This is a genomic window from Actinomyces sp. AC-20-1 (assembly GCF_023369555.1).
GTDB lineage: Bacteria > Actinomycetota > Actinomycetes > Actinomycetales > Actinomycetaceae > Actinomyces.
Map to the genome: position 1 here is coordinate 164,065 of NZ_JACJVC010000001.1, position 25,989 is coordinate 190,053.

Genomic DNA, 25,989 nt, shown 5'->3' on the forward strand with positions numbered 1-25,989 from the left:
GATGGCAGTATCAGAGTATGGACGCATCATATGAGAGCGAGAGCAGCAGCGGGGTCGGTGTCATCGACAAGGCCGCCCTCGTCATGAGCGCGCTCGAGGCGGGCCCGGCCACGCTCGCCCAGCTGGTCTCCTCCACCCACCTCGCACGCCCCACAGCGCACCGCATCGCCGTCGCCCTCGAGTACCACCGCCTCGTCTCACGCGACTCCCAGGGCCGCTTCGTCCTGGGCCCGCGCCTGAACGAGCTCGCCGCCGCCGCCGGTGAGGACCACCTGCTCGCTGCCGCGGGCCCCGTGCTCGCCGCCCTGCGTGACAAGACCCACGAGTCCGCCCAGCTCTACCGCCGTCAGGGCGACGTGCGCGTGTGCGTCGCCAACGCCGAGCGCCCCATCGGCCTGCGCGACTCCATCCCCGTGGGCGCCACCATGTCCATGCTCGGCGGCTCTGGCGCCCAGGTGCTCCTGGCCTGGGAGGAGCCCGACCGCCTCCACCGGGGCCTGGCGGGCGCCCGCTTCAACGCCACCATGCTCTCGGCGGTGCGCCGGCGCGGCTGGGCCCAGTCCGTGGGCGAGCGCGAGCCCGGTGTCGCCTCCGTCTCCGCGCCCGTGCGGGGCGCCGGCGGCAAGGTCATCGCCGCGATCTCCATCTCCGGGCCGATCGACCGCATGGGCCGCCAGCCTGGCCGCACCCACGGGCCTGTCGTCATGGCCGCCGCCCGGCGCCTGTCGGAGGTGCTGCGCTCCAGCGAGGAGGGCTGAGCCCTCACGGCGAGGCTCTGCGGCGGCCGCGCCCACGTCCCTAGACTCCGGCTCATGCGCCGCACCCTGCTCGTCACCAACGACTTCCCGCCCGTCGTGGGCGGCATCCAGTCCTACCTGGACGACTACACGCGGCGGCTGCCCGCCGGGGACCTCGTCGTCCTGGCCTCCACTCCCCCGGCCGGCCCCCGGGCGGCCGCCGCGCACGACGCCACCCTGCCCTTCGCCGTGCACCGCGCGCCCACGCAGGTGCTGCTGCCCACGCCCGACGTGCGCAGGCGCACGGCCGAGATCATCCACAACGAGCGCATCGAGACGGTCTGGTTCGGCGCCGCCGCCCCCCTGGGCCTGCTCGGCGGCGCCGCCCGCCGGGCCGGCGCCAGCCGGGTCATCGCGACCACCCACGGCCACGAGGTCGGCTGGTCGATGCTGCCCGGCTCGCGCCAGGCGCTCAAGCAGGTCTTCCGCGAGGCCGACGTCGTGTCCTACATCTCCGACTACACCCTGGGCCGTCTGCGCCCGTTCATGGCGGCCGACCAGCAGGTGCTGCGCCTGCCCAGCGGCATCGACGTCGAGCGCTTCCGCCCCGACCCGGTGGCGCGCCGGGCGCTGCGCGAGCGCTACCACCTGGGCCAGTCGCCGACGGTCGTGTGCGTCTCGCGGCTCGTGGCCCGCAAGGGCCAGGACTCGCTCATCCAGGCGTGGCCGAGGGTGGTGGAGCAGGTGCCGGACGCCCACCTCGTCATCGTCGGCTGGGGCTCCTACGCCAAGCGCCTGGCACTGCTCAAGCGCGCCTGCCCGGTGCGCGACTCGATCGTCCTCACCGGTGCGGTGCCGGCTGAGGAGCTGCCCGGGCACGTGGCGATGGGGGACGTCTTCGCGATGCCCTGCCGCACCCGTGGCGGGGGGCTCGACGTCGAGGGGCTGGGGATCGTCTTCCTCGAGGCCTCCGCCTGCGGGCTGCCGGTCATCGCGGGCACCTCGGGCGGGGCGCCGGAGACGGTGGTCGAGGGGGTGACGGGCAACGTCGTGGACGGCCTGGACGAGGACGCCCTCGTGGGCGCCCTCGTCACCCAGCTGTCGGACGCCTCGCTGCGCGAGCGCATGGGGCGCGCCGGGCGGCGTCTCATGGAGGAGCGGTGGACGTGGCCGGCACTGGTCGACAGCCTGGTGGCGGCCATCGACGCCCGGTGAGAAGAAAGGTGAGAGCGCCGGCGCGAAGCGCGTCAGGGCCTGGGCCCGTGGTCAGCCGGCCCGCCTCGGCAACCGCCCGGCTCGAGCCCGTGGCCCGCCTTGGCGGGCACTGTCAGGCGGCGTTGGCCGCCACCCGGCCCGTGCCGGCGGGCGCTCAGCCCTCGCAGGCCCCCGCCTGCGCCTTCGCGCGCTGAGTGCTGCGCTCGCGCAGCTCGGCGATGGCGGCCTCGAAGTCCTCGAGGGTGTTGAAGCCGGAGTAGACGGAGGCGAAGCGCAGGTAGGCGATCTCGTCGAGCTCGCTGAGGGGGCCGAGGATCGCCAGGCCGACCTCGTGGGAGTCGACGAGGGCCTGGCCCGTGGCGCGCACCGCCTCCTCGACCTTGTGCGCGAGGAGGGCCAGGTCGTCGTCGGAGACGGGACGGCCCTGGCAGGCGCGGCGCACGCCGACGACGACCTTGGCGCGCGAGAAGGGCTCGATGGCGCCCGAGCGCTTGCGCACCGACAGGGAGGCGGTCTCAGTCGTGGTGAAGCGCCGCCCGCACTGGGGGCACTCACGGCGCCGGCGGATGGACAACCCGTCCTCGGAGGTGCGCGAGTCGACGACGCGAGAGCCGTCGTTGCGGCAGAACGGGCAGTGCACGCGGGGCCTCCGAATCATCACAGGTGCAGTGGTTCGGAGAGTAGGGCCCCGTGCGAGGCAGTGGCAAGCCGTTCGCGGGACAGGTCGCTTCCGGTCGCGCCGCGACGGGGCGCGGGGCGGACGCAGCCCGTCGGAGCGGCCCGGCGTGTCAGCCGACGGGGACGAGGAGGGTCTGACCGGCCTGGAGGGTGGAGCTCGTGAGGTTGTTGAGCTCGACGATCTGGGCGGCTGTCTCGGCGACGTCGGAGGCGCCGGTGGCGGCGGCGAGGTCCCAGATGGACTGCCCGGGCTGGACGGTGGTCAGCGCCGTGCGCTCGGGAGCGGCGGCCAGACCGGAGGCGACGACGGCTCCCGCGGCGAGCAGGACGACGGCGAGCACACAGGCGACCGCGAGAGCCAGGCGGCGCAGCGCCGCCGGGACCTCAGGGCGCTGTGCGACCACGGGACGCGGCTGCTGCTGAAGGAGGGCAGCCTGGGCGGGGACGGCCTGAACGCGGGGGCCCTGGGCACGGGCGGTCCGGGAGCGCGAGACGTCCCGCTCGCGGCGGGCACGGGCCGCGCGCACGGCGGGGTGGGCAGGAGCCAGGTCCTCCACGGGGAGACGCGACCCGGGCACATCACGGGTCGACGGAGCGGAGTGCGTCAGGTCCTCCACACGGGGACGGGACGGGCGCCCCACGGCTGTGGGACGACGGGTGAGCTCGACCGGCAGGGCCCGGACGCCGCCGTCGGCGCCCGCGACGGAGGAGGCGCTGGTGCCAGAGGTGTCCTGCGGGACCAGACGCAGGTGGCCCCACCTCAGGTCCCGCACGGCCCGGCCCGTGCGCGCCGCCGGCACAGAGGTCTGCGGGGCGGAGGGCCCGCCACCGGGCAGGGCCGTGAGGCGCACAGCCACGGCCTCCTGCGCGGAGGCCGCCGAGACGGCACGCAGACGGGGCGAGGGCGGGACGGCGAGAGCGCTCATGAGATCCTCCTGGAACACGTGTTCGACGAACACCTGTTCGACACAATAGCGACCTGCGGGCAACACGTCCAGCGCCTTGTCGAACACATGTTTGAACGAGTGGCGCCGGCCCCGTAGGCTTGACACGTCAAGGTCACCGCACGCCACTGACACGAATTCCGGCTCGAACCGCCGGACGTGCAGGGCGCCGTGCGGAACGGCCCACGACGCCACCACAGGAGGACAGGTATGAGCACCAGCAGCCGGCGCGACGCGCAGGTCGACCCCGTGCGCGAGGCGCTCCACTGCCTGGACCCGCGCGCCCGCGCCGTGTACGAGGCCGTGCGCGCGGCGGTCACCACCCACGGCTACCCGCCCTCGCTGCGCGAGATCGGCGCCCAGGTGGGCCTGACCAGCCCCTCCTCCGTCAAGCACCAGCTCGACAAGCTCGAGAGGCTCGGCCTCGTGCGCCGCGACCCCCGGCTGCCGCGCGCCCTGGAGGTCATCGTCCCCGAGGAGCCGCCCACCAGCGCCCCCGAGCCCACCGGCACCGTCCCTGACGAGCCCCTCGCAGGAGCCCCCTCCGGGCCTGACGTCACCGACCTGGCCTCCCACCGCCGGGCGCCGTCCGAGGACACGGCGCTGCCGGTGCTGCCCGGGGTCGGAGAGGGCGAGGCGGTCGCAGTGCCCCTGGTCGGCCGTATCGCGGCGGGCTCCCCGATCCTCGCGGAGCAGGAGGTCGAGGACGTCATGGCCCTGCCCCGGCGCCTGACCGGCGACGGCGAGCTCTTCATGCTCCAGGTGCACGGCGACTCGATGATCGACGCCGCGATCTGCGACCGCGACTGGGTGGTTGTGCGGGCCCAGGCGGACGCCGCCAACGGCGAGATCGTCGCCGCGATGGTCGAGGACGTCGACGGCGCCTCCGCCACCGTCAAGGTCCTCTCCCGCCGGGACGGCCACCAGTGGCTCCTGCCCCGCAACCCCGACTACGCCCCGATCCCCGGCGACCACGCCACGATCATGGGCAAGGTCGTCACAGTCCTGCGCGCGCTGTAGGACTGCAGGGCAGCACAGCACCTGCGGGGCGCCGCTGACGCACCCTCCTGCGCCGCCCGGGCACGCGCCCCGTCTGACCACGACCCGTCCGCAGCCCGGCCGCCCGGCGTGGAGACGGCGTGCGGCCCGTCCCCCCCAGCGGGAGAACGGGCCGCACGCCGTCGGAGTGAGGACCCCGGTCAGTAGCCCAGGCCGCGGGCGACCTCGCGCAGGCGGGTCGCGGAGGCAGTGAGCGCGTCGCGCTCGTCCAGCGTCAGCGGCAGCTCCAGGCGCCTGCCGGCCCCCTCGCGCCCGACGATGGTGGGCACCGCCATGCATACGTCGGAGATCCCGTGCCAGTTGTCCAGCAGCGGCGAGACCGTCAGCACCCGCTGCTCGTCGTTGAGGACCGCGCCGATGATGCGCGAGACGGCCAGGCCGACGGCGTAGTTCGTCGCCCCCTTGCCGTCGATGATGCGGTAGGCGGACCGCACGACGTCGTGTGCGATGCGGTCGCGCTTGTCCTGGTCGAAGTAGCCGCCGTCGAGCGTCTTGCCCCACTGGGTGATGGGCACGCCGCCGATCTGGGTGGAGGACCACAGCGGGACCTCGGAGTCCCCGTGCTCGCCGGCGATGTAGCCGTGGATGTTCTGCGTGGCGGTCCCGGTCTCAAGAGAGACGAGGTAGCGCATGCGGGCGGTGTCCAGGACGGTGCCGGAGCCGAAGACCTGGTTGTCGGGCAGGCCGGTGATCTTCTTCGCGCAGTAGGTGACGACGTCCACGGGGTTGGCCACGAGCACGAAGATCGCGCGGGGGGCGACCTCGACGAGCGTGGGCAGGATCTTCTCCATGATGCCCACGGTCGCGCCGGCCAGCTCGAGGCGGGACTGGCCGGGCTTCTGCTTGGCCCCGGCGGTGACGGCGATGATGTCCGCGTCGCGGCAGATCTCGGGGTCGTCGGAGCCGGAGACGGAGCCGGCGGAGGTGAACTGGATGCCCTGGGCAATGTCGAGCGCCTCGGCCTCGACCTTGTCCTTGGCGATGTCCTGCAGGACGATCTCACGGGCGACGCCCTTGGTGACGCAGGCGTAGGCGAGGGTGGAGCCGACGGCGCCGGCGCCGATGATGGCGACCTTCGAGGGGCGTCCGCCCCCGCTGATCGGGTAGGAGCCCTGGGCAGAGTTGGTGATGGTGGCCTCAGACACGGCGTTCTTCCTCCGGGGTCGTGCGGAACGGCAGGCGTTCGCCTCCACGTCCAGGCTACGCCCCTTGCCCCGCCGTGACAGGCCCCGTCATGACAATCCCCTCTCCCGTCCCTGCCCGGCCAGGCGCGCCAGCGCCCCGAGCACGACCTCGCGCTCGCGCGTCGGCCACAGGGGCGGCATCGACCGGGCCAGGAAGGCGCCGTACCTGGCGGTGCGCAGCCTTGGGTCGAGGACGGCCACGACGCCGCGGTCCTCGCTGCGGCGCACGAGGCGCCCGGCCCCCTGGGCGAGCAGGAGGGCGGCGTGGGCGGCGGACACGCTCATGAAGCCGTTGCCCCCGGCGGCCTCGACCACCTCGGAGCGGGCCTGGGCGACGGGGTCGTCGGGCCTCGGGAAGGGGATGCGGTCGATGATGACGAGCCGGCAGGTGCGCCCGGGCACGTCCACGCCCTGCCACAAAGACAGAGTGCCCACCAGGCAGGCGTCCTCGTCCGCGGCGAAGGCCTCCACGAGGGTGGGCAGCTGGTCGTCACCCTGGGCGTAGACGGTCAGGTCCGTGCCCCGGCGCAGCACCTCGGCCGCCTCGTCGGCGGCGCGGCGCGAGGAGAACAGGCCGAGCATGCCGCCGCGGCTGGCCTCGGTCAGGGCCAGGACCTCGTCGAGGGCGGCCTCGCTGATACCGCTGCCCGGCCGGGGCAGGTGGGTGGGCGTGTAGAGGATGCCCTGGCGGGCGTAGTCGAAGGGCGTGCCGACGTCGAGGCCCTCCCAGGGCTCCTCCGCGAGGGTGAGGCCGAGGGTGCGGGCCATGGGGTCGAAGCTGCCGCCCAGGGACAGGGTGGCGGAGGTGAGCACGGCGGCCCTGCCGGCCAGGAGCGTGTCGGCGACGGATCCGGCCACGTCCACCGGAGCCAGGGTCAGGCGCGGCGGCTCGGCGCCCATCCGGGGCCGCTCGACCCAGGCGACGTCGCGGCGCGCGTCCACGGAGTCGGAGGTCATGCGCTCGACCGCCTCGACCATGTCCGCCACGGCGGTGCGGGCCAGGGCCAGGCCCCCGGCCCCTGTGGCCTCCGCGGCCCCCTTGGCCTTGGCGGCCTCACGGATGCCGGCGAGCACCTGCCGGCCGGCGTCGTCGAGCAGGACGAGGGCAGCGCGCAGGCCGGGCGGGACGCCCTCGGCCAGGCGGCCGTCGGGCAGGTCGGCCAGGGCCAGCTGGAGGTGCTGTCCCGCCTCCTCGAGGTCGGCGACGAGGACCCCGGCCTGGGCTCGCGCGGTCGCGGCCACGCGGGCGACCGCGGCCGCGGACAGGGTGACGGTGCCCTGGGCGCGCACGCGGTCGGCGAGCTCGTGGGCCTCGTCGACGACGAGGACGCTGTGCTCGGGCAGGACGTTCGGGTTGCCGGAGGCGGCGACGCCGAGCATCGCGTGGTTGGTGACGACGACGTCGGCCTGGGCGGCGGCGGCGCGGGCCAGCTGGGGGAAGCACTCGTCGACCAGGGGGCAGGAGGAGCCCAGGCACTCGGCCCGGGAGACCGACACCTGCGCCCAGGCGCGGTCGGACACGCCGGGCACGAGGTCGTCACGGTCACCGGTGGTGGTCCGGCCGGCCCACTCGCGCAGGCGCACGACCTGCTCGCCCACCCCGGTGGTGGAGGCGGAGCCGACGCGGCGGTTGGTGGCCTGGGCCGCGCTGAAGAGCGTGTCGGCGTCGTCGTCGGGGTAGCCGCCGCCCGCCCGGTGGCGGCACATGTAGTTCTGCCAGCCCTTGAGCAGGCGCACCTCGGGGCGCAGCCCGGTGGCCTGCTCGACGGCGTCGGCGGCCAGGGGCGCGTCCTTGGTAAGGACCTGGCGCTGGAGGGCGAGGGTGGCGGTGGACACGACGACCCGCTCGCCGGCGGTGACGGCGTGCACCATGGCGGGCACGAGGTAGCCCAGCGACTTGCCCGTGCCGGTACCCGCCTGGACGAGCAGGTGCTGTGAGCCGGCCACGGCTGCGGCCACCCGTCGGACCATCGCGCGCTGGCCCTGGCGGGCACTGCCCCCGAGGCGGGCGACGGCGAGGTCGAGAGCCTGCTCGGCCAGGCCCGCCCCGGGCTCGGTCCTGCTGCTCACACCGGTCTCAGGAGCCGGACCCGGCGCAGGGGGGCCTGACGTCGGCGGCCCGCAGCTCGGCGGCCAGGGGCGCGTCCACGAGGGCGCGCAGGCGGGTGCCGTCCTCGACGTACTCGATCGTGTCGATCTGGCCGTCGGCGTGCACGCGCGAGACGAGGTCGCCGCGCGAGTAGGGCACGACGACGTCGACGGCGACGTCCGGGCGCGGGAGCATGTCCTCGATGCGCCTGCGCATCTCGTCGACGCCCTCACCCGTGCGGGCGGAGACGACGACCGCCTGGGGCAGGCGGGTGCGCAGGGCCGCCAGGGTGACGGCGTCGGCGAGGTCCGCCTTGTTGAGGACGATGAGCTCGGGCACGTCCAGGGCGCCGGGGATGTCCTTGAGGACCTCGCGCACCGCCGCGATCTGGCTCAGCGGGTCCGGGTGGGCGGCGTCAACGACGTGGACGAGCACGTCCGCGCCGGCGACCTCCTCGAGGGTGGAGCGGAAGGCCTCGATGAGCTCGTGGGGCAGGTTGCGCACGAAGCCGACGGTGTCGGTGAGCGTGTAGACCCGCCCGTCGGCGGCCTCCGCGCGGCGCACGGTGGGGTCGAGGGTGGCGAAGAGGGCGTCCTGGACCATGAGGCCGGCGTCGGTGAGGCGGTTCATGAGGGAGGACTTGCCGGCGTTCGTGTAGCCGGCGATGGCCACGGAGGAGATGGGGCCACGGCGGCGCGAGCCGCGCTTGACCTCACGGGAGGGTGCCATGGCCTTGATCTCGCGGCGGAGCCTGGCCATGCGGTCGCGGATGCGGCGGCGGTCGAGCTCGATCTTGGTCTCGCCGGGGCCGCGCGAGCCGATGCCGGCGCCCGCGGCGACGCGGCCACCGGCCTGCCGGGACATGGACTCGCCCCAGCCGCGCAGGCGCGGCAGGAGGTACTCGAGCTGGGCGAGCTCGACCTGCGCCTTGCCCTCGCGGGACTTGGCGTGCTGGGCGAAGATGTCGAGGATGACGGCGGTGCGGTCGACGACCTTGACCTTGACGACGTCCTCGAGGGCGCGGCGCTGGGAGGGGGCGAGCTCGCCGTCGACGATGACGGTGTCCGCGCCGGCGGCGGCGACCATCTCGGCCAGCTCCTGGGCCTTGCCGCTGCCGAGGTAGGTGGCGGGGTCGGGGTGGTCGCGCTTCTGGATGAGGGCGTCCATGACCTCGGAGCCGGCGGTCTCGGCCAGGGCGGCGAGCTCGGCGAGGCTGGTCTCGGCGTCCTGGGCGTCGGCGGCCTCGAGGCCGGCGCCATGGCGGGCGGCGCCCGGGGTGGCTCCGGGGCGGGCGGTGGGCAGCTCGAGGCCGACGAGGACGACCTTCTCGAGGCGGACCTGGCGGTACTCGACCTCGCTGACGTCCTCGAGCTCGGTGGACAGGGAGGCGACGCGGCGGGTGCCGGCGCGGGCCTCGCGCTCGAGGGCGCCGTCGTCGTCGGCGTCGCGGCGCTCGTGCTCGGCGGCGGTAGAGGCCAGGGCGGTGCCGTGGCGCGACAGGATCCGCGAGACGATGTCCTCGGCCGTCGGCGCGGCGGTGGGCTCGTCGTCGGTGACGTGCACGGGCCCGGTGTCCGGGTCGGGGGTGGCGGGGCTGTCGGGGCTCTGCGTGGTCTTCATGCGAGTGCCGATGCTACTGCCCGGCCGTGGCCGCGTCAGCGAGCGGGGTCACGCTCCCGCGCCGGTACGCTCAGGGCGTGAGCGAGCACTACTTCACCGCCTCCCCCGCCACCGGGGCCGCCGAGCGCACCCACGTCCTCACGATCCGTGGCCGCGAGCACGAGGTGACGACGGCCTCCGGCGTGTTCTCCTCGGACCGGCTCGACAAGGGCACGCAGGTGCTGCTCGACCACGTGCCGCAGCCGCCCGCTGAGGGCACCTTCCTGGACCTGGGCTGCGGTTGGGGGCCGGTGGCGCTCGCGCTGGCGGACGCCTCGCCCGGGGCGAGCGTGCTGGCCGTGGACATCAACGAGCGGGCCCTGGACCTCACGGCCCGCAACGCTGCCGCTGCCGGCCACGCCCGGGTGCGGGTGGCCGAGGCGGGGGCGCTGGCCCGCGAGCTGCGGCAGACGGGCCGGCGCCTGGACCTCATCTGGTCCAACCCCCCCGTGCGCGTGGGCAAGGAGGCCCTGCACGAGCTGCTGCTCACCTGGCTGCCCCTGCTGGGGGACACGGGTGAGGCGTGGCTCGTCGTCGGCCGGAACCTGGGGGCGGACTCGCTGGCCCGGTGGCTGGCCCAGCAGGGCTGGACGGTGGACAAGCAGGCCTCCTCCAAGGGGTTCCGGGTCCTGCGCGTGAGCCGCTGAGCAGACCCGGCGCGGGCCCGTCCCCCGCTCAGCCGGCGCGGGCCTCGCGCCGCGCCCCCACGATGTCGGCCACGGCGACGGCCCCCGCGACCAGCAGCGAGGCGATGATGACCAGGACGCTGACGATGAGCGCGCGCTCCCACCCCGATGAGGCCGCCACGGCGAAGGCCAGGGAGGAGATGACCGCGACCCCCGTGGCCGTGCCCAGGCGCTGGCCGGTCTGGAGCACTCCGCCGGCGGTGCCCGCGTAGCGCAGGGGCACGTCCATGAGGCTGAGGGTCTGGTTCGGGGAGACGACGAGGGCCTGCCCGACCCCCACCAGGGCCAGGGCCAGGGCCAGGACCCACACGCCGTGCGAGTCGTCGAGCTGGGCGGCCACGGCGCCCGCGGTCAGGGCCAGGCCCGCGATGACCACGCCGATGCCGGCGAGCACCATGGCCCTGCCGGCGCGCAGGACGTAGCGCCCCACGACCGGTGCGAGCACCGCCCCGATGAGGGAGGAGGGCAGGCCCACGACCCCGGTGGTGAGCGCCGAGCGCCCCAGGCCCTGCTGGACGTACTGGGCGACGACGATCCAGATGGAGGTGCAGCCGAAGAAGTAGACGGCGATGACGAGGCAGCCGCCCGAGAAGGAGCGCTGCCGGAACAGGCGCAGGTCCACCATGGGCTCGCGTCCGCGAGCGAGGTACCAGCGCTCCCAGGCGGTCCAGGCCCCCAGGCACGCCACGGCGCCGAGAGCGCTGGCCAGGCCGGCCGGCCCGGTCCCCAGGCTCACGAAGGGCAGCATGAGAAGCAGCATGGAGGCGGCCAGCAGGATCATGCCGACGGGGTCGACGTCGGCGCGCCGGGGCCCGCCGGCCGCCTGCGCGCCCGGTGCGCTCTCAGCGGGCGCGCCCTGCCAGGTGCCGGCGGGCAGGACCCTCCAGGCGGCGAGGACGCCCGCCGCCGCGATGGGGGTGTTGACGGCGAAGCTCGCCCGCCAGCCGGCGTCGTCGCCCAGCACCTGGAGCAGCACCCCGCTCATGACCGGGCCCAGCGCCACGCTCACCCCGACGACGGCCCCGAACCAGCCGAAGGCGCGTCCACGCATCGGTCCGGGGAAGACCCGCTGGATCATGCCGGTGACCTGCGGGTTGAACAGGCCGGCGCCCACCCCCATGACGACGCGCGAGAGGTTGAGCAGGCCGATGGAGCCGGCCAGGGCGCAGCCGAGCGAGCCCAGGCCGAACAGCGCCAGGCCGATGACGAAGAGCCGGGCGCGCCCGAGCACGTCCCCGGCGCGCCCCGCGGCGACGAGCAGGACGCCGAAGACGAGGGAGTAGCCGGCGATGACCCACTGCAGGGCGGAGGCGGAGGCCCCCAGCGAGTCCTGGATGACGGTGAGCAGGACGTTGACGCTGGAGACGGCCAGCAGGGAGGCGAAGGTGGGGATGAGCAGGACGGCGAGCACGGCCCTCTGCTCGGGGCTCATCTCCTCGCTCGAGTCCGAGCGCGGGTGCGGCGTCCTCGTCATGCGGTCCCTCCTCCTGGCCGGCCGGGCGGCTCAGCGCTGGGTCTGCCCCGAGATGATCCGCTCGACCCGGGCGGTGGTGCCGGAGTCGTCGCTGGCGGGGGTGGACCAGCGGCCGCGGTGGACGTCCCAGGCGAGGGCCGCCAGGCCGACGGCGAGGGTCGGCAGGATCCAGCCGGTCGAGTCGTTCCACAGCCCGCTGCGGCCCAGCAGCTCGCTCGGCGCCGTCCAGCCGACCTCGTGCAGGGCCGAGACGAGGCCGAGGGCGAGGGCGCAGGCCGCGGGCCAGGTGTAGGCCGAGCGCAGGTGCCCGGGGGCGAGGGCGTCCACGAGGGTGACGACGACGAGGGTGATGGTGACCGGGTAGAGCAGGAGGGTGAGGGGCGAGATGACCGCGAGGATCGTGCTCAGGCCGAGGTTGGCGAGCATGAGGGAGACGGTGGCCGCGGCCAGCAGGTGGGGGCGGTAGCCGCTGCCCCGCCAGGCGGTGGAGGCGTAGCCGGCCCAGGAGGACAGCAGGCCCACCGAGGTGGTGAGGCAGGCGAGCAGGACGATGCCGGCGAAGACGACGACGCCGACGCTGCCGAGCCCGGCAGCGGAGGCCGTGCGCAGCAGGGCGGTGCCGTCGGAGACGTCCTCTCCCGGTGTGCGCGCGCCCACGAGGGCCAGCCCGACGTACACGGTGGCGAGCAGGGCGGCGGCGACGACGCCGGACAGCGTGGCCGAGCGGGCGACCTGTCCCACGGTGGTGCGCCCCTGCTGGCGCAGGGAGGAGATGACGACGATGCCGAAGACGGTGGCGGCGAGCACGTCCATCGTGAGGTAGCCCTGGGTGAGGCCGGTGGTCAGGGGCGCGGCGGCGTACTCGCCCACGGCCCCGCGTTCCACCGCCGCCCCGCTCGCGCGAGCGGGCAGGAAGGTGACGGCGAAGAGCACCGTCAGCAGGCCGAGCAGGGCCGGGGTGAGGACCTTGCCGATCCGGTCGGCGAGGCGGGCGGGGCTCAGGGCCACCCAGACGGTGAGGACGAAGAAGACGAGGCAGTGCAGCGCCAGCGCCCAGCGCCCGGGCTCGATCCCGGCGAGGACGAGGACCGGTCGGGTCGCGAGCTCGTAGGCGACGGTGGCGACGCGGGGCACGCCGTAGAGGGGGCCGATCGACAGGTAGACGGCCAGCGGCATGAGCGCGCCGAAGCGGGGGCCGACGCGGTGCGCCAGGCCGAGCACGCCCTCGCCGGAGGTGCACACGGCGATGACGGCGAGCAGCGGCAGGAGCACGCCGGTGACGATGAAGCCGGTGAGCACGAGGGGCAGGTGCCCGCCGGAGGAGGCGCCGAGCGCGGGAGGGAAGATGAGGTTGCCGGCGCCGAAGAAGAGGGCGAAGAGCATGAGCCCCGTCGTCACGGCGCCGCGCAGGGCCGGGGCCCCGGGTCCCGGGGCTGTGCCCCCGGAGGCGGTGGTCATAGTGGTGGTCACGGTGGGGGCCGGGGTGCTCACGGGTCAGGCTCCCAGGGTCGCGCGGCCGGTGAGGGCCGCCTGGACGACGAGCAGGACGGTGGCGTCCGGGGCCCACGGGTCGGGGCCGACGTGCACGCCCGCCTGTCCGCCCGGCACCTCGATGAGGTAGTGCTCGGGGGCGTGCGGGCCGAGCCACTCGTGCAGGGCGACGGCGACGGCGCAGCAGCCGGAGGCGCTCGAGGGTCGCTCCCCCTCCCTGGGAACCAGGACGCGGGCGCGGGCCCGGGCCGGGCCCGCACTGTCAGCGCTGTCAGCACTACCAGCACCGCCATCGTCGTCGGTGCTGCCGGAGGCGCTGTCGGGGCCGGCGGCCGTCCCGTCGTCGGTGAGGACGACGAGGTCGAGGGCGGTGGGGGCCTGCGGGGCCGGGTCGCAGGCGGGGGCGCCGGCCAGCAGGGCGGCATCGAGCTCGCGCTCGTCGGCGAGGGCGACGACGGTGTGGGGCTCGGGCCGCGCGCTCGACAGGCGCACGCTCAGGGCCGCGCGCTCCCCCTCGAGGCCGGGCACGGCCACCACCGTGTCCCAGCCCTCGGTGTCGACGTCGGCGAGGGCGCCGGCGGGCCGGACGAGGGCGGCGGGGCCCATGTCGACGCTCCACAGGCCGTCGGTGTGGGTCAGGGTGCGGGCGCCCGCACGGGTGCCGATGGCCAGGGGGGCCTCGTCGGCGACGAGCCCCCCGGCGAGCAGCGCCTCGGCCATGACGGCGGCGGCCAGGCCGTCGGCGCCGAGCGGGGTGCCGGTGCGGTCGTAGGCGTCGAGGAACCACTCGGCGTCCGGGGCGGCCTCCAGCAGCGGGCCCGTGCCGTCCAGGGCGCTGGTGCGCGCGGCGCGCACGAGGACATCGGCGCCCAGACCCGTGCGGCGGTCGCAGGCGGCGGCGACGTCGGCGGCCGTGAGGCTGACCTCGAGCTCCGGGTCGACGAGGAGCAGGACGTCGCTCTCGAGGGCGTGTCCCTTGAGCAGCGCGCGTCCGTCGAGCCCGGTGGCAGGCAGGGTCTCAGTCATGGGGCTCAGCCTAGGCGAGCGGGCCCGCGCTCCCCGAGCCCGGGTGGGCGTCAGCCTGCTCACGCTCGCGCACGAGGCGGGCGGCCAGGGCGGTGACGCGCTCGCGCTCGCCCTCGCACCAGGCGCCGTCAGGGGCGAGGGCGACGTCGATCCAGGTCACGCGCGGGTCCCGGCGGAACCACTTGACCTGGCGGGAGGCGAGCCGGCGGGTGGCGGCGGCGGTGGCCTCGGCGGCCTCCGGCACGCTCATGGTGCCGTCCAGGACGGCCAGGGCCTGGGCGTAGCCGATGGCGCGCGGCGCCGTGGCGCCCTCACGCAGCCCCTGGGCGGTGAGCGCCTCGGTCTCCTCGACCAGCCCGGTGGCGAACATGCGCCGGGCCCGGGCCTCGATGCGCGCGTTGAGGGCCGGGCGCCCGGGCCTGAGGGCGAGGTGGACGGTGGGCACCAGGTCCTCGTAGCGGGGCAGGGTCGCGGAGAAGGGCCGGCCCGTGACGGCCTGCACCTCCAGGGCCCGCACGACCCGGCGGGTGTTGGCGGGCTCGATGCGCTCGGCGCTGGCGGGGTCCCGCTCGCGCAGCTCCTCCCACAGGCGCCGTCCCCCCTCCTGCCGGGCGCGGGCCTCGAGGGCGGCGCGCACGGCGGGGTCGGTGCCCGGGAACTCGAGGGCGTCGGTGACAGCGCGCACGTACAGGCCCGAGCCTCCCACGATGACGGCCCGCGCCCCCCGGGCGGCGACGGCCTCGAGGTCGCTGCGGGCGGCGGCCTGGTAGGCGGCGACGCTGGCCTCGTCGCGCACGGTGAGCACGTCGAGCTGGTGGTGGGGGGTGCCGCGGCGCTCGGCGACGCCGAGCTTGGCGGTGCCGATGTCCATGCCGAGGTAGAGCTGGGAGGCGTCGGCGTTGAGGACCTCGGCGGGGGTGGCGGAGGTGGCGTCCTCCCCCAGGGCGGCGATGAGGTCGAGGGCGAGGTCGGACTTGCCGGTCGCCGTCGGGCCGACGACGGCCACCCGCAGCGGGGCGGGGCTCACAGCTCGGGCAGGAGCGGCCCCACGTGGGACAGCGCCTGGGTGCAGGCGGACAGCGCGGTGTCCAGGTGCAGCTGCAGCTGCTCGGAGGTGACGCCGCTGGTGAGGTCCACGAGGTAGGTGGCGCGCACGACCGTGCCCGCGGGGGTCTCGACGAGGCAGACGGTCGGGTAGTACTTCTCGCGGTTCCAGTCGTTGACGCTGGCGGCGACCTCGTCGCGCTCACCGGGGCTCACGGGCTCCTGGGCGTCGCCGGAGACGAGGAGCCAGCCGGGGTGCTCCTCGGGCTCCTCGATGACGAAGGGGAAGCCGTCCCAGGTGCCGAGCAGGCAGGTGTGGTCCTCCTCCTCGTGGCGCTGGACGCCGTAGCCCATGGGGCCGGTGAGCATGCGCTCGATGCGCTCGAGGGTGAGGGGGCTGGTGGCCTCAGCGGTGGGTGCAGCGGGACCGGGCCGCGGCCCCGGGGCGGCGGAGGCCTGCGGGGTCCCGGCGGTGGGGGCGGCCGGCCTCGGGGCGGCGGGGGCGCCGAGCAGGCGGGAGATGAGGCCGCGCAGGCCCCTGCGGTGGTTGCTCATGGCTCGAGGTCTCCTCGCAGCGGGTCCGGGAAGGTCTCCTCGGCCTCGCGCATGAGGGCGACGATGAGGCGGCAGCTGGTGAGCACGAGCTGCTCGAGCTGGGGGTCCGTCATGCCGGCGCCGAGGGGGTAGGTGACCTCGCCGTGCAGGCGCACGACGCCGCCGTCGGCGACGGTGAGGTAGGCCTTGGGGCCGATGCGGGTGGCGTTCCACTCCTCGACGAGGCGGCGCAGCTCGACCAGGTGCTCGGTGTCCGCGATGCGGTGCCACACGCCCCGCAGCTGGATCGTGCGGTTGTCCTGGATGATGACGTGGACGGTGACGTAGCGCCAGGGGATGCCGACGTCGCCCTCGTCGTCGATGAAGAACCGCAGGCCCTGTCCACGCACGCAGTCGCGCACGCGTGCGACGTCGACCGGCGCGGGCACGGCCGGTGCGGGGACCCCAGCGTCTGTGGGGGCGTGAGCGGGCATGGCACCAGCCTACCGACCCCGGCCGTGCCGCTCCGCCACCGGGGCCGCAGTCAGGCCCTGGCGGCGAGCACGAGCACGGCGCGGCTGGGCAGGTGGAGCAGCCCGTCGCCCGCCACCGCCTGGGCGGCGCGCTCGCGGTAGCGGCTGGTGGCGGCCTGCTGGACCCGCGGCTCCTGGGCGAGGAAGGTCTGGCCCGCCGTCGCCACGCCCCCGGTGACGCCCGTCCACAGGTCCTCGGGGCGCACTGACCAGGTCCAGGTCACCTCCTGGGCGGTGACGACCTCGAGGCCCGCCCCGGTGGCCAGAGCCGCCAGCCCCTGGGGTGCGCGGGCGAAGTCCAGGTGCTCGGGCAGGCGCGTGCCCGGGGACCGGGACCACGCTCGCGTCCGTGAAGGCGCCGCCGACGGGCTCGGCCCAGCGGGCGCCGCCGGAGGGCCAGATCGTCATGGCGACCCGGGCGCCGGGGGCGGCGTCGAATCGGGACGGTTCCTGCGCACAGGGTGGCGAAGGAGAACCCGGTAGACCTCCTCGACACCGCTCCACGTGCTCATGGGGGCACCCTCTCACGGGTCCGTCGTCCGCCGGTGTCACGATCCAGTCCATTGCCCGGCGAGCACCGGTCCGGCTCCCGGGAGAACGGCGTCATGGCGCCGGATTGCGGACCGTCCGCGCCGGGCGGGGGCGGCAGTGTCCTGGATCGTGACAGGTCACTGCTGAGCAGCAGCCCCGGCGGCCTGGGCGGCGATGGCGTCGATGGCCTCGTTGAAGGCGTCGGAGGTCTTGGAGGCCCCCGCCAGGGCGGTGACGTGCGCCTGCTCGACGCTGCGGCCCACGACCTCGCCGGCGACCTCGTTGACGAAGTCCTGCATGTAGTCCTTCGACCGCTCGGCGAAGGGGTGGCCGACGACCTCGACCTCGGTGACAACGCCATCGGCGAGGGTGACGGTGACGTCGATGGAGTCCTGCTCGAGGAGGTCGTCGAGGACGCCGTAGGTCTGGGTCGAGGTGTACTCGCCGTCGGCGTAGGGCCCTCCGGTGGGGGCGGCGGGAGCCTCGGGCGCCCGGCTCGGGGTCCTGGCGGGGGCGGCGGCCTCATGGGTCTGGGCGCGCCCGGCGTACTCGTCTCCGGCGATGGTGACCTCCTCGCCGGCAGCGCACCCGGCCAGGAGGGTCCCGGCGGCGAGCAGGGCCCCGGCGGTGGCGCCGGTGGTGCGCAGGGCCCTGGCCGCCCCGGTGGCGCGCGGGCTCATGCGGGCTCCCCCTCGCCGGCGAAGTCGAGCATGTCGCTCGTGCGGCGACGCTCGGCGCCGTCGTTCATCTTCTCCCCCACCAGGCGCCCGTGGTTGAGCAGGACCTGACGCTCGCCGCAGGAGGCGACGTGGGCGTCGTGGGTGACGACGATGAGGGTGGTGCCCTGCGCGTGCAGGCGGTGGAAGATGTCGAGGACGAGCTGCTCGTTGGCCTCGTCGAGGTTGCCGGTGGGCTCGTCCGCCAGGACGATCTCGGGGTGGTTGATGAGGGCGCGGGCGATGCACACGCGCTGCTGCTCGCCGCCGGAGAGCTGGGAGGGCAGGTGGTGGGCGCGCTCGGCCAGGCCGACGTTGTCCAGGGCCGCCAGGGCCTCCTTCTCGTCGGTCATGGAGTGGTAGTACTGGGCGACCATGACGTTCTCGACGGCGGTCAGGTGCGGCACGAGGTGGAACTGCTGGAAGACGAGCCCGATGACGTTCTTGCGGATGTCGGTGAGCTGGGCGGCGTTGAGGCGGCCGAGCTCTCGCCCGTCGAGGAGCACGGAGCCCTTCGAGGGGGTGTCCATGCAGCCGATGATGTTCATGAGCGTCGTCTTGCCCGAGCCGGAGGAGCCGACGAGGGAGAGCCACTGGCCGCGCGGCACGTCGAGGCTGACGTCGTCGACGGCGTGCAGGTCGCCGTAGATCTTGGAGACGTGGCGCAGCTGGAGCAGGGGCCGGCTGTCCGGCGCGGTGGTGGTGTCGGTCATCTCATTCCTCCCTGAGGACGACGGCGGGGTCGATGCGGGTGGCGCGGCGCACCGGTGAGCTCGCCGCGACGACGGCGACGGCGGCGGACAGGGCGAGGGAGCACAGGGCCAGCCACCAGGAGAAGGCGATGGGGCGCTCGAAGACGCCGACGCCCACCGCCCAGGCCAGGCCGTGCCCGACGGCGGTGCCCAGCAGGCCGCCGACGAGCCCCATGACCGCGGCCTCGGTGTAGAACTCGGCACCGATGGAGGCGGCGGAGGCCCCCAGGGCCTTGCGCAGGCCGATCTCCTTCCTGCGCTCGGAGACGATGACGGTCATCGTCGTGGACACGCCGACGAGGGTCAGGGCCAGGACGACGACGGCCACCACCCAGAACAGGGTGTTGAGCATGGCGATGATGCGCGTGTTGCCGCTGGTGATCTTGGAGACCTCCTGGGCGCGCAGGCCGGTGCCGTCCTGGGCGGTGAGGCCGGCGGCGTTGAGGTCCTGGACCGCCTGGGCGGCGGGGACGGTGCTGGTGTCCACGGACATCTCGACGACGTCGTAGCCGGCGTCGGCGGCGGCGGTGAGGTCCTCGAGGGCCGCCAGCGGCACGTAGATGATGTCGTCCTCGCTGCCGCCGGTGTCCACGGTGCCCACGACCCGCCAGCGGCGCTCGCCCTGGGTCTGGGAGGCGCCGTCGGAGGAGACGACGGAGCCGAGGGTGAGGTTGTCGGTGGACAGGTACTCGACGTTGACCATGTCGCCGATGCCCAGGCCGGTGGAGCCGGCGACGTCGGCGCCGATGAGGACCTCGCCCTGGCCGGGCCAGGCGCCGTCGACCTCCCAGTGGCCGTTGAGCGAGCGGGTGGCCTCGACGTCGATCCCGCCCATGAGGTAGGCGCTCTTGTTGACCCGGACGGTCTCGTAGCGGTAGGCGGCGCTGCGCAGGTCCCCGGCCCCCGCGGAGGCGCCCGCCACGGAGCCGAGGACGTCCTGGGCGGCCCGGACCGCGGTCTCGTCCAGGCGCGCGGTCCCCTCCCCCGCCGTGGCGCCCGCGACGGGCACGAGGATGACGTTGGCGCCGTACTGGCGCATCTCCTCGCTCATCTGCGCGGGCACGGCCAGGCAGACGGCGGCGAGGCAGAACAGGGTGGCGGCGCCGACGGCGGAGGAGCCGATGGCGGCGGCGGCGCGCCCCCGGCGGCGCAGCAGGGCGCCCAGGAGCATGGTGAGGAACATGCGGCGGTTGGTCATCTGGCTCACCTCCGGTGCAGGGCCGTCGCCGGCTGGATCCTGAGGATGGAGCGCATCGACGAGGAGGTCGCGACGAGCAGGACGAGGGCGACGAGCAGGACGACGAGGACGTAGACCATGGGCCGCATCGTGATGGAGGAGTCGAAGACGATCCTGCCGATGAGCTGGGCGAGGCCGGAGCCGGCCAGGGCCCCCACGGCCGTGCCGATGACGCCGATGACGGCGGTCTCGGACAGGATGAGGCGGTTGATCGAGGCGCTGGAGGCGCCCACGGCCTTGAGCAGGGCGAACTCGCCCGTGCGCTCCACCAGGGAGGCGGTGGTGAGGGAGGCGACGGCGAGGGCGGCGGCGAGCAGCGACAGGGCGGTCATGAGGATCATGAGGACCTGGGTCTTCTCCAGGACGCTGCCCTCGACGGCGGCGACCTGGCGGACCTGCTTGGCGACGACGCCGGGGATGGACTCCTCGATCTGGTAGGTGATGGAGGAGGCGTAGGCGGTGCAGTACCAGGTCTCCCACTCGTAGCTTGAGACAATGGCGGGGTTCTGGGACACCTTGCGCGACAGGTCGTTCTCGGGGGTGGTGAGGGCCTTGACCTCGACCTGCTCGACCTTGCCGGTGTGCCCGGTGAGGTCCTGGACGACGGCCAGCGGCGCGTACAGGGTGGCGTCGTCGTCGTCACCGGAGGTGTACACGCCGGTGACGGTCAGCCTGCGCTCACCCAGCGGCGTGGCCAGGGTGAGGACGTCGCCGGTGCGGGCACCGAGCTGCTGGGCCAGGGCGGAGCCGATGACGGCCTCGTCGGCCTCGTCGTCGGGCCACTGGCCCTCCAGCGACCACCACGAGCGCAGGGTGGTGACGCCGGCGACGACCGTCTCTCCCGTGGGCAGCTCGAGCTCCTTGTTGAACCAGGTGCCGACGACGGCCAGGTCCTGGGAGGAGGCGCCGGTGGAGGAGGTGACGTCGACGTGGCCGGTGAGGCGGGCGGCGAAGTCGACGATGTTGTAGGCCCAGAAGATCGTCTTGATGGTGGGCACCGAGGCCTCGTCGATGAAGGCGGTGGCCTGGGGCTCGTCCTCGGTCTCGTACAGGTCGGCGACGACGGCGTCCGCCTTGGGCTGGACGGTGATGTTGGAGCCGTAGGCGGTGAGCTCGGCGTTGAGCTTGTCGCCGACGTCGAAGACGACGCCGAGCATGGCGACGCTGATCGAGGCGCACAGCGCGACGGTCAGGCCGATGAGGGAGCGTCGGCGCAGCTGGCGGGTGAAGGAGCGGTGCAGCAGGCGCAGGAGGAACATCAGGCGAACACCTCGGCGCTGGCCTCCAGGACCTCGGTGGGGATGAGCATGGTGCCGTCCTCGACCGTGTAGTCGATGGGGATCGGGTTGCAGCCGCCCTTGAAGCCGACGGTGGCGGGGTTGATGGCGACGTCGCAGCGCTTGCAGATGACCTTGCCGTCGGCCTCGTAGTAGCCGGAGGGGCCGCAGGACTCGCAGGCGTCGAGCCCGACGCCGTAGGCGCCGCCGTTCTTGAGCAGGGCGATCCAGCGGACCTCGGTGCCGCCGGTGGCCTCGTAGGCGAAGCGGTGCAGGTGGCCGTCGGCCAGCAGGCTGGTGGGGATGAGGGCGCCGGCGGCGGCGAGCTCGTAGGGCTCGGGCTCGGACAGGGTGGGGACCTCGTTGACCTTGGCGACGGCGACGGTGCGGGTGAGCACGAGGACCGTGAAGGCGCCGGCGGAGGCCAGGACCCAGCGGCGCGAGCGGCGGCGCTCGGCCCTCACCGCGCGCAGGCGGGCGGGGTTGGCCTGCGCGGGGGCGCGACCGAGGGCGCGGGCGAGCTCGACGGCCAGGGGCACGAGCCAGATGGCGGCGGCGGTGAGCAGGATGGCGCCCTCGAGGTTGTTGGAGGCCCAGGACAGGAGCCGGAAGCCGGTGCCGGTGATGCGGATGCGCTGGGTGCCGTTGAGCACGCGCAGCAGCTGCAGCAGGTGCACGGCGGTGACGACGGCGAGGAAGACGGCGAGGCTGGCCCGGGTGAGGACCACCGGGGCGCGGCGCGCGGCGCGGTAGTAGAGGAAGGACAGGACGCCGACGCTGGCCCAGGCGCCGGCGAAGCCGAGCACGCGCAGCAGCATCGTGGAGGAGACGACCTCCTCGCCCGGCTCGATGAAGGCGGCGAGCTGGAGGACGACCTCCGGGACGGCGCGGAAGAAGGCGGCGGCCAGGGCGGTGCAGGCGGCCACCTGGGCGACGGTGCCCAGGCGTCCCTCGGCTCCCCAGCGGGGACGGCGCGCCAGGAGCAGGACGCAGGTGAGCAGGGCAGCGTCCGCCAGGACGCACACGACGAGAGTGGGCACGGTGACGCTGGTGCGGTCGGTGATGACGGCCAGCGCGCGCAGGGCGGCGAGGGCGACCGCGCCGGCGGTGCCGGCCAGGGCGCTGGCCAGGCGCCATCGCGAGCCGCGCGGCCACCCCTCGATGAGGGCGGGGGCGAGGATGACGGCGGCCGCCGCGTAGAGCAGGAAGGGCAGGGTCGCTCCCCCGACGACGGAGACGAATCGCTCGAGCACGTCTGGTCACACTTCCTTGTTCTCGGTTCCGTGGGGCGGCCTCCGGGTGGGAGGCGTGCCACTGGCGCCGTGACGCTCCAGGCCGGGTCGGGCTGGTGTCACGGCGCCAGTGAATCAGACGGTCGCCGTCCGGGTGGGCACGCGGTCCTCGGGCGCGGGCGGCCGCTGCGGTGGTCTCACCACTCCTGGACGGTGTACTCCCAGTTCTTCCAGGTGAGCTCGGTGGCCTCCCAGAAGGAGCCGGTGACTCCGGTCTCAGGGTCGACGTGCAGGACCCAGCCGGCCTCCTCCGGGGAGGAGACACCGATCATGATGTTGTAGGTGCCGTCCTGGGGCAGGGCGACGTTGGCGCCGTAGTGCGGGCCGTCGGAGGCGTTCATCTGCATGAAGGTTCCCTCGGCGGCGCCGTTGTTGGCGACCTCACCGGTGGCGGCGTCGACGATCTTGTAGGTGACGGTCAGGCCGGGGATGAAGGAGCCCTCGGGGTAGCCGAGCGTGTTGCTGGGCAGGGCGGAGATGTCGGCCTCGATGTGGAAGCTGGACTCGGAGGCGGCCAGGCCGGAGGAGCCGGCGGGCTCCATGTCGACCGGCTGGAAGTAGACGAGGGCGACGTTGATCTGCGGGGTGCCGCCGGAGGAGATCTCCTGGTCCTCACCGATGGGGTACTCGGTGAAGGCGGCCTCGCCGTCGTCGGCCATGGCCTCGTCGTCGGCCATCTGGCCGTCGGCCATGGTGGCGTCGGAGGCGGGGGTGCTCTCCTGGGAGGAGCCGCAGGCGGCCAGGCCGAGGGTGCCGGCCAGGGTGAGGGCCGCGAGTCCGGAGACGAGCCTGAGGGAACGCATGGGGTTGTCCTTTACGTGGTGGTTGGTGTGGATGGGGAGGGTCAGGAGTCCTGCGCGGCGCGGCGGTGGCGCATGACCGAGACGATGGACAGGACCAGGACGACGACGACCATGACGGCCTGGAAGCCGATGGTCTCGACGTAGGGGTAGAAGCCGAGGACGTCGTAGGTGGGCACGCCCTCGAGGTAGGTGGCGGGGATGATGTCGCCCTCGAGGAGGGAGTGGGCGCCGCCGCCGGCGAAGATGACGACGAGGACGGCCATGAGGAAGGAGGTGACGGCGAAGAAGGGCCGCAGCGGGATGCGCACGCTGGTGTAGCGGATGAGCAGGAAGATGACGAGCAGGACGGCGGCGGCAGCGGCGAAGCCCTGCCAGATGCTGGCGCTGCCGGTGGGGTCCATGGCGAACAGCGCCTGGTAGAACAGGACGGTCTCGGCGCCCTCGCGGAAGACCGCGAGGAAGGACAGGGACACCAGGCCCCAGAAGCCGCCCTCGGAGACGGAGGCCTCGGTCCTGTCCTTGATGTAGCGGTTCCAGGAGGACACCGAGGACTTCGACAGCATCCAGTTCGAGGTGAACAGGAGCATGAGCATCGCGATGAGCGCGACGGCGCCCTCCAGGGCCTCCTGGTAGGCGGAGGCGGAGTTGAACAGGGCGGAGAAGAGGGCGGCGACGACGCCGGAGGCGAGCAGGGCCAGGACCACGCCGGCGTAGACGTGCTTGACCCGGTCCCTCATGCCCGCCTGGACGAGGTAGGCGATGACGGCGGCCACGACGAGGATGGCCTCGAGCCCCTCGCGGATGAGGATGAGGAAGGCCTGGCCGAAGGAGCCGGTGAAGAAGGCCTTGAGGGGGCTGATGTCCTCGGCGGCGCCGCCGTCGAGCATCTGGGCGTCCTCGAGGAGGTAGGTCTTGAGGGTCTGGGCGTGCTCGGTGGCCGCCTCGGTGTCCCCGGCGATCATGGCCTTGCGGGTGTTCTTGAAGGTGGACTCCACGAGGGAGACCCGGTCCCCGGAGACCGTCATGACCTTCTTCTCGAAGCCGAGCTTCTCGTAGTAGCCGTAGTAGGCCTCGTTGACGAGCTCGGCCCCGGCGCTGCCGTCGCCAGCGAGGGTCTGGGCCAGGCCCTGGTCGATGAGCTCGTTCATCTCGGTGGCGACCTCGACCCAGGTGCGGTCTCCCCGCCCAGACTTGTCCGCGGTGGAGCGGGCGTCGATGGCGGCGCGCTCCTCGGCGATCCGCGTGGCCAGGGCCTGGGCGTGGTCCCGGGGGCCGGGCAGGCCCTCGGTGGCGTCGAGGGCGGTGGCGGCCTCGGTGAGTGAGGCGACGAGGTCGGTGACGCCGGTGCTCAGCGCCTCCTCGTTGCCTGCGGTGCGGGCGGTGGAGGCGAGGGAGGTGAAGGCCTCGGTGTGCGACTGGGAGACGTCGGCGCCGAGGGTGTCGGTGACGACGTTGCGCATGTTGGAGGCCACGTACCCCGAGCTCTGCGCCTTGAGGACGGCGGCGGCGGCACCGGGGTGGTCGGCGGCGGCGTACTCCTCCAGGGCGGTGCCCAGCTCGTCGGAGACGCGCTCGGCGACCTGGGTCCAGGTGTCGAAGTCGGTGTCGGCCTCGGCGGCCGCGGACGTGGGGCGCGGGCCGAGGGGGCTGAGCGCCCCCAGGAGCAGCACGAGGACCGCGAGGGCGACGACGGCGGCTCTCCCGACCCGTCCGCTGGGTGTGCAGGAGCGCGGGCCGGCGAGAGCCTGGGTCTGGGAGGGCATGCGGGCGGTGATCCTCACGCGCGGTGTCTGGGGAGGCGGGACAGGCGGATAGGTAAGCCTGACCTGCTCGAGTCACCTTAGGGTCACCATTTTGCCGACGTCAAAATGCGTCTCGCACAAGGCGGACGCGCTGTCATGAACTCCCGTCCCGACGACCCCACCGGCGCGCGCCGGTGCCCTGCGGGGCATGCTGGCCGGGTGAGCCCCTCCCCCGCCCCGCTACCCGCCCCACTGCCCGGTCCGGGCAGTGGGGCGGCCCCCGGCCCCTGGACGCAGGTGTGGCGCACGCCCGCCACCGGCACCACGTGGCGGGTGCTCACGCACGAGCCCCTGCCCCACCCGCTGCGCCGCGAGCTCGTCGCGCTCATCGACGCCTACGAGGACGTCTTCTCCCGCTTCCGCCCTGCCTCCCTCGTGCGCCGGGCCGCCGCGGGCCCCACCGACGGCGGGCGGACGGCGCAGGCCGGGGGCCGGGCCGACCCAATGGTCCTCGACCTGCCCGCCGGCTCGGCCCGCATGCTCGACCTCTACGACCGGCTCCACGCGGCCACGGCCGGGCGCCTCGACCCCTTTGTCGGCTCCGACCTCGTGGCCCTGGGCTACGACGAGGGCTGCACCTTCGTCGTGAGGGGTGGCGTGGCCGAGCACCTGGGTGCTGCGGGGGGACGGCCCGTGTGGGGCCGCGACGCCCACCACGAGGGGGAGCGTCTCGTCCTGGACCGTCCCGCGCTCGTGGACGTGGGCGCCGTCGGCAAGGGCTTCCTCGTCGACCTCGTGGGCCGGGCGCTCGAGGCGGCGGGGGTGGAGCAGTACGTGGTCGACGGCTCGGGGGACCTGCTCGTGCGCTCCCGGGCGCCTGTGCGCCTGGGGCTGGAGGAGCCGCGTCCGGCCGGGGAGCGACGCGAGAGCGCCCGGCGCGTCGTCGGCGTCGTGGAGCTCACCCGAGGGGCGCTTTGCGCCTCGGGCTCCTACCGGCGCGCCTGGGGGCCGGGCCTGCACCACCTGCTCGACGCCACCACCGGGCTGCCGGTCGGCGGCGGGCGCGTGCCGGCGGCGAGCTGGGCCGTGGCCGAGGACGCCGCGAGCGCGGACGGCCTGGCCACGGCCCTGTTCCTCGCGGAGCCGGCTGACCTGGCCGCCGCGGGCTTCCGCTTCGACTTCGCCCTGCTGCGCGCGGACGGCACGGCCGCCGTCTCGCACGGCTTCGCGGCGCTGCCCGGCGAGCTCTTCACGTCCTGAGCCGGTCACTGCCCTGCCAGCAGCAT

Annotated in this window: 24 protein-coding genes; 5 read left to right on the plus strand and 19 right to left on the minus strand. The window is 74.3% G+C overall.

Annotation, left to right across the window (positions count from 1 at the left end):
- Nucleotides 1–17: 17 nt before the first annotated feature.
- Together H6X67_RS00720 and H6X67_RS00725 are read left to right on the plus strand one after the other, a co-directional pair.
- Complete coding sequence (locus H6X67_RS00720; RefSeq protein WP_249368775.1) at nt 18–758, plus strand: IclR family transcriptional regulator; 741 nt, start codon at nt 18–20, stop codon at nt 756–758.
- A 54-nt stretch (nt 759–812) separates the two neighbouring features.
- Nucleotides 813–1,952: a glycosyltransferase family 4 protein gene (locus H6X67_RS00725; protein ID WP_249368776.1), complete on the plus strand. Its 1,140-nt coding sequence runs from the start codon at nt 813–815 to the stop codon at nt 1,950–1,952.
- Nucleotides 1,953–2,106: 154 nt separating this feature from the next.
- Here the strand turns inward: H6X67_RS00725 and nrdR are convergent, their stop codons facing one another.
- Together nrdR and H6X67_RS00735 are read right to left on the minus strand one after the other, a co-directional pair.
- Nucleotides 2,107–2,592, minus strand: a complete 486-nt coding sequence (nrdR, locus tag H6X67_RS00730; protein WP_249368777.1) for a transcriptional regulator NrdR — start codon at nt 2,590–2,592, stop codon at nt 2,107–2,109.
- 148 nt (nt 2,593–2,740) lie between these two features.
- A complete protein-coding gene (locus H6X67_RS00735) occupies nt 2,741–3,556 on the minus strand; it encodes a LysM peptidoglycan-binding domain-containing protein (protein ID WP_249368778.1) in 816 nt (271 codons plus the stop codon).
- A gap of 228 nt (nt 3,557–3,784) precedes the next feature.
- On the opposite strand from H6X67_RS00735, the gene lexA reads away from it, so the two are divergent.
- The gene (lexA, locus tag H6X67_RS00740; protein ID WP_249368779.1) at nt 3,785–4,594 is read left to right on the plus strand and encodes a transcriptional repressor LexA; all 810 of its coding nucleotides are present in this window, start codon (nt 3,785–3,787) and stop codon (nt 4,592–4,594) included.
- A gap of 179 nt (nt 4,595–4,773) precedes the next feature.
- Here the strand turns inward: lexA and H6X67_RS00745 are convergent, their stop codons facing one another.
- From H6X67_RS00745 to hflX, 3 genes are all read right to left on the minus strand, one after another.
- Nucleotides 4,774–5,778 (minus strand): L-lactate dehydrogenase, encoded by a 1,005-nt coding sequence (locus H6X67_RS00745; RefSeq protein ID WP_249368780.1) that lies wholly within the window; start codon nt 5,776–5,778, stop codon nt 4,774–4,776.
- Between the two features lie 87 nt (nt 5,779–5,865).
- A complete protein-coding gene (locus tag H6X67_RS00750) occupies nt 5,866–7,887 on the minus strand; it encodes an ATP-dependent DNA helicase (protein ID WP_349305294.1) in 2,022 nt (673 codons plus the stop codon).
- A gap of 7 nt (nt 7,888–7,894) precedes the next feature.
- Entirely contained in the window at nt 7,895–9,526 is a 1,632-nt protein-coding gene (hflX, locus tag H6X67_RS00755) for a GTPase HflX (RefSeq protein WP_249375371.1), read from the minus strand.
- A 77-nt stretch (nt 9,527–9,603) separates the two neighbouring features.
- On the opposite strand from hflX, the gene H6X67_RS00760 reads away from it, so the two are divergent.
- On the plus strand, nt 9,604–10,212 hold the full coding sequence (locus H6X67_RS00760) for a class I SAM-dependent methyltransferase (RefSeq protein WP_249369694.1): 609 nt from the start codon (nt 9,604–9,606) through the stop codon (nt 10,210–10,212).
- 28 nt (nt 10,213–10,240) lie between these two features.
- Here the strand turns inward: H6X67_RS00760 and H6X67_RS00765 are convergent, their stop codons facing one another.
- From H6X67_RS00765 to H6X67_RS11705, 14 genes are all read right to left on the minus strand, one after another.
- Nucleotides 10,241–11,725 carry an MFS transporter gene (locus H6X67_RS00765; protein WP_249369696.1) on the minus strand — a complete coding sequence of 495 codons (1,485 nt, stop codon included), beginning with the start codon at nt 11,723–11,725 and terminating at the stop codon, nt 10,241–10,243.
- A 30-nt stretch (nt 11,726–11,755) separates the two neighbouring features.
- Nucleotides 11,756–13,183, minus strand: a complete 1,428-nt coding sequence (brnQ, locus tag H6X67_RS00770) for a branched-chain amino acid transport system II carrier protein (RefSeq protein ID WP_283251274.1) — start codon at nt 13,181–13,183, stop codon at nt 11,756–11,758.
- A 36-nt stretch (nt 13,184–13,219) separates the two neighbouring features.
- On the minus strand, nt 13,220–14,242 hold the full coding sequence (locus H6X67_RS00775) for a diaminopimelate epimerase (RefSeq protein WP_249369698.1): 1,023 nt from the start codon (nt 14,240–14,242) through the stop codon (nt 13,220–13,222).
- A 10-nt stretch (nt 14,243–14,252) separates the two neighbouring features.
- Entirely contained in the window at nt 14,253–15,269 is a 1,017-nt protein-coding gene (gene miaA / locus H6X67_RS00780) for a tRNA (adenosine(37)-N6)-dimethylallyltransferase MiaA (protein ID WP_249369700.1), read from the minus strand.
- Nucleotides 15,266–15,841 (minus strand): type III secretion system chaperone family protein, encoded by a 576-nt coding sequence (locus H6X67_RS00785; protein WP_249376972.1) that lies wholly within the window; start codon nt 15,839–15,841, stop codon nt 15,266–15,268. Before H6X67_RS00785 ends, miaA begins: the two co-directional genes overlap by 4 nt.
- Complete coding sequence (locus tag H6X67_RS00790) at nt 15,838–16,314, minus strand: YbjN domain-containing protein (RefSeq protein ID WP_249375551.1); 477 nt, start codon at nt 16,312–16,314, stop codon at nt 15,838–15,840. The genes H6X67_RS00785 and H6X67_RS00790 overlap by 4 nt, the downstream gene beginning before the upstream one ends.
- A 50-nt stretch (nt 16,315–16,364) precedes the next feature.
- Nucleotides 16,365–16,577, minus strand: coding sequence for a hypothetical protein (locus tag H6X67_RS00795; protein ID WP_249369490.1), 213 nt, complete (start codon nt 16,575–16,577; stop codon nt 16,365–16,367).
- 444 nt (nt 16,578–17,021) lie between these two features.
- Nucleotides 17,022–17,564, minus strand: a complete 543-nt coding sequence (locus H6X67_RS00800; protein WP_249369488.1) for an FMN-binding protein — start codon at nt 17,562–17,564, stop codon at nt 17,022–17,024.
- On the minus strand, nt 17,561–18,313 hold the full coding sequence (locus H6X67_RS00805; protein WP_249369486.1) for an ABC transporter ATP-binding protein: 753 nt from the start codon (nt 18,311–18,313) through the stop codon (nt 17,561–17,563). Before H6X67_RS00805 ends, H6X67_RS00800 begins: the two co-directional genes overlap by 4 nt.
- Before the next feature lies 1 nt (nt 18,314).
- Nucleotides 18,315–19,550 (minus strand): ABC transporter permease, encoded by a 1,236-nt coding sequence (locus H6X67_RS00810; protein ID WP_249369484.1) that lies wholly within the window; start codon nt 19,548–19,550, stop codon nt 18,315–18,317.
- Between the two features lie 5 nt (nt 19,551–19,555).
- Entirely contained in the window at nt 19,556–20,848 is a 1,293-nt protein-coding gene (locus H6X67_RS00815) for an ABC transporter permease (protein WP_249369482.1), read from the minus strand.
- On the minus strand, nt 20,848–22,119 hold the full coding sequence (locus tag H6X67_RS00820) for a Fe-S-containing protein (RefSeq protein WP_249369480.1): 1,272 nt from the start codon (nt 22,117–22,119) through the stop codon (nt 20,848–20,850). The genes H6X67_RS00815 and H6X67_RS00820 overlap by 1 nt, the downstream gene beginning before the upstream one ends.
- 176 nt (nt 22,120–22,295) lie before the next feature.
- Complete coding sequence (locus H6X67_RS00825) at nt 22,296–22,961, minus strand: iron transporter (RefSeq protein ID WP_249369478.1); 666 nt, start codon at nt 22,959–22,961, stop codon at nt 22,296–22,298.
- A gap of 41 nt (nt 22,962–23,002) precedes the next feature.
- A complete protein-coding gene (locus H6X67_RS11705; RefSeq protein WP_283251262.1) occupies nt 23,003–24,724 on the minus strand; it encodes an FTR1 family iron permease in 1,722 nt (573 codons plus the stop codon).
- Nucleotides 24,725–24,922: 198 nt separating this feature from the next.
- Here H6X67_RS11705 and H6X67_RS00835 point away from each other — a divergent pair, with 198 nt between their 5' ends.
- On the plus strand, nt 24,923–25,963 hold the full coding sequence (locus H6X67_RS00835; protein WP_249376974.1) for an FAD:protein FMN transferase: 1,041 nt from the start codon (nt 24,923–24,925) through the stop codon (nt 25,961–25,963).
- Nucleotides 25,964–25,989 lie beyond the last annotated feature (26 nt).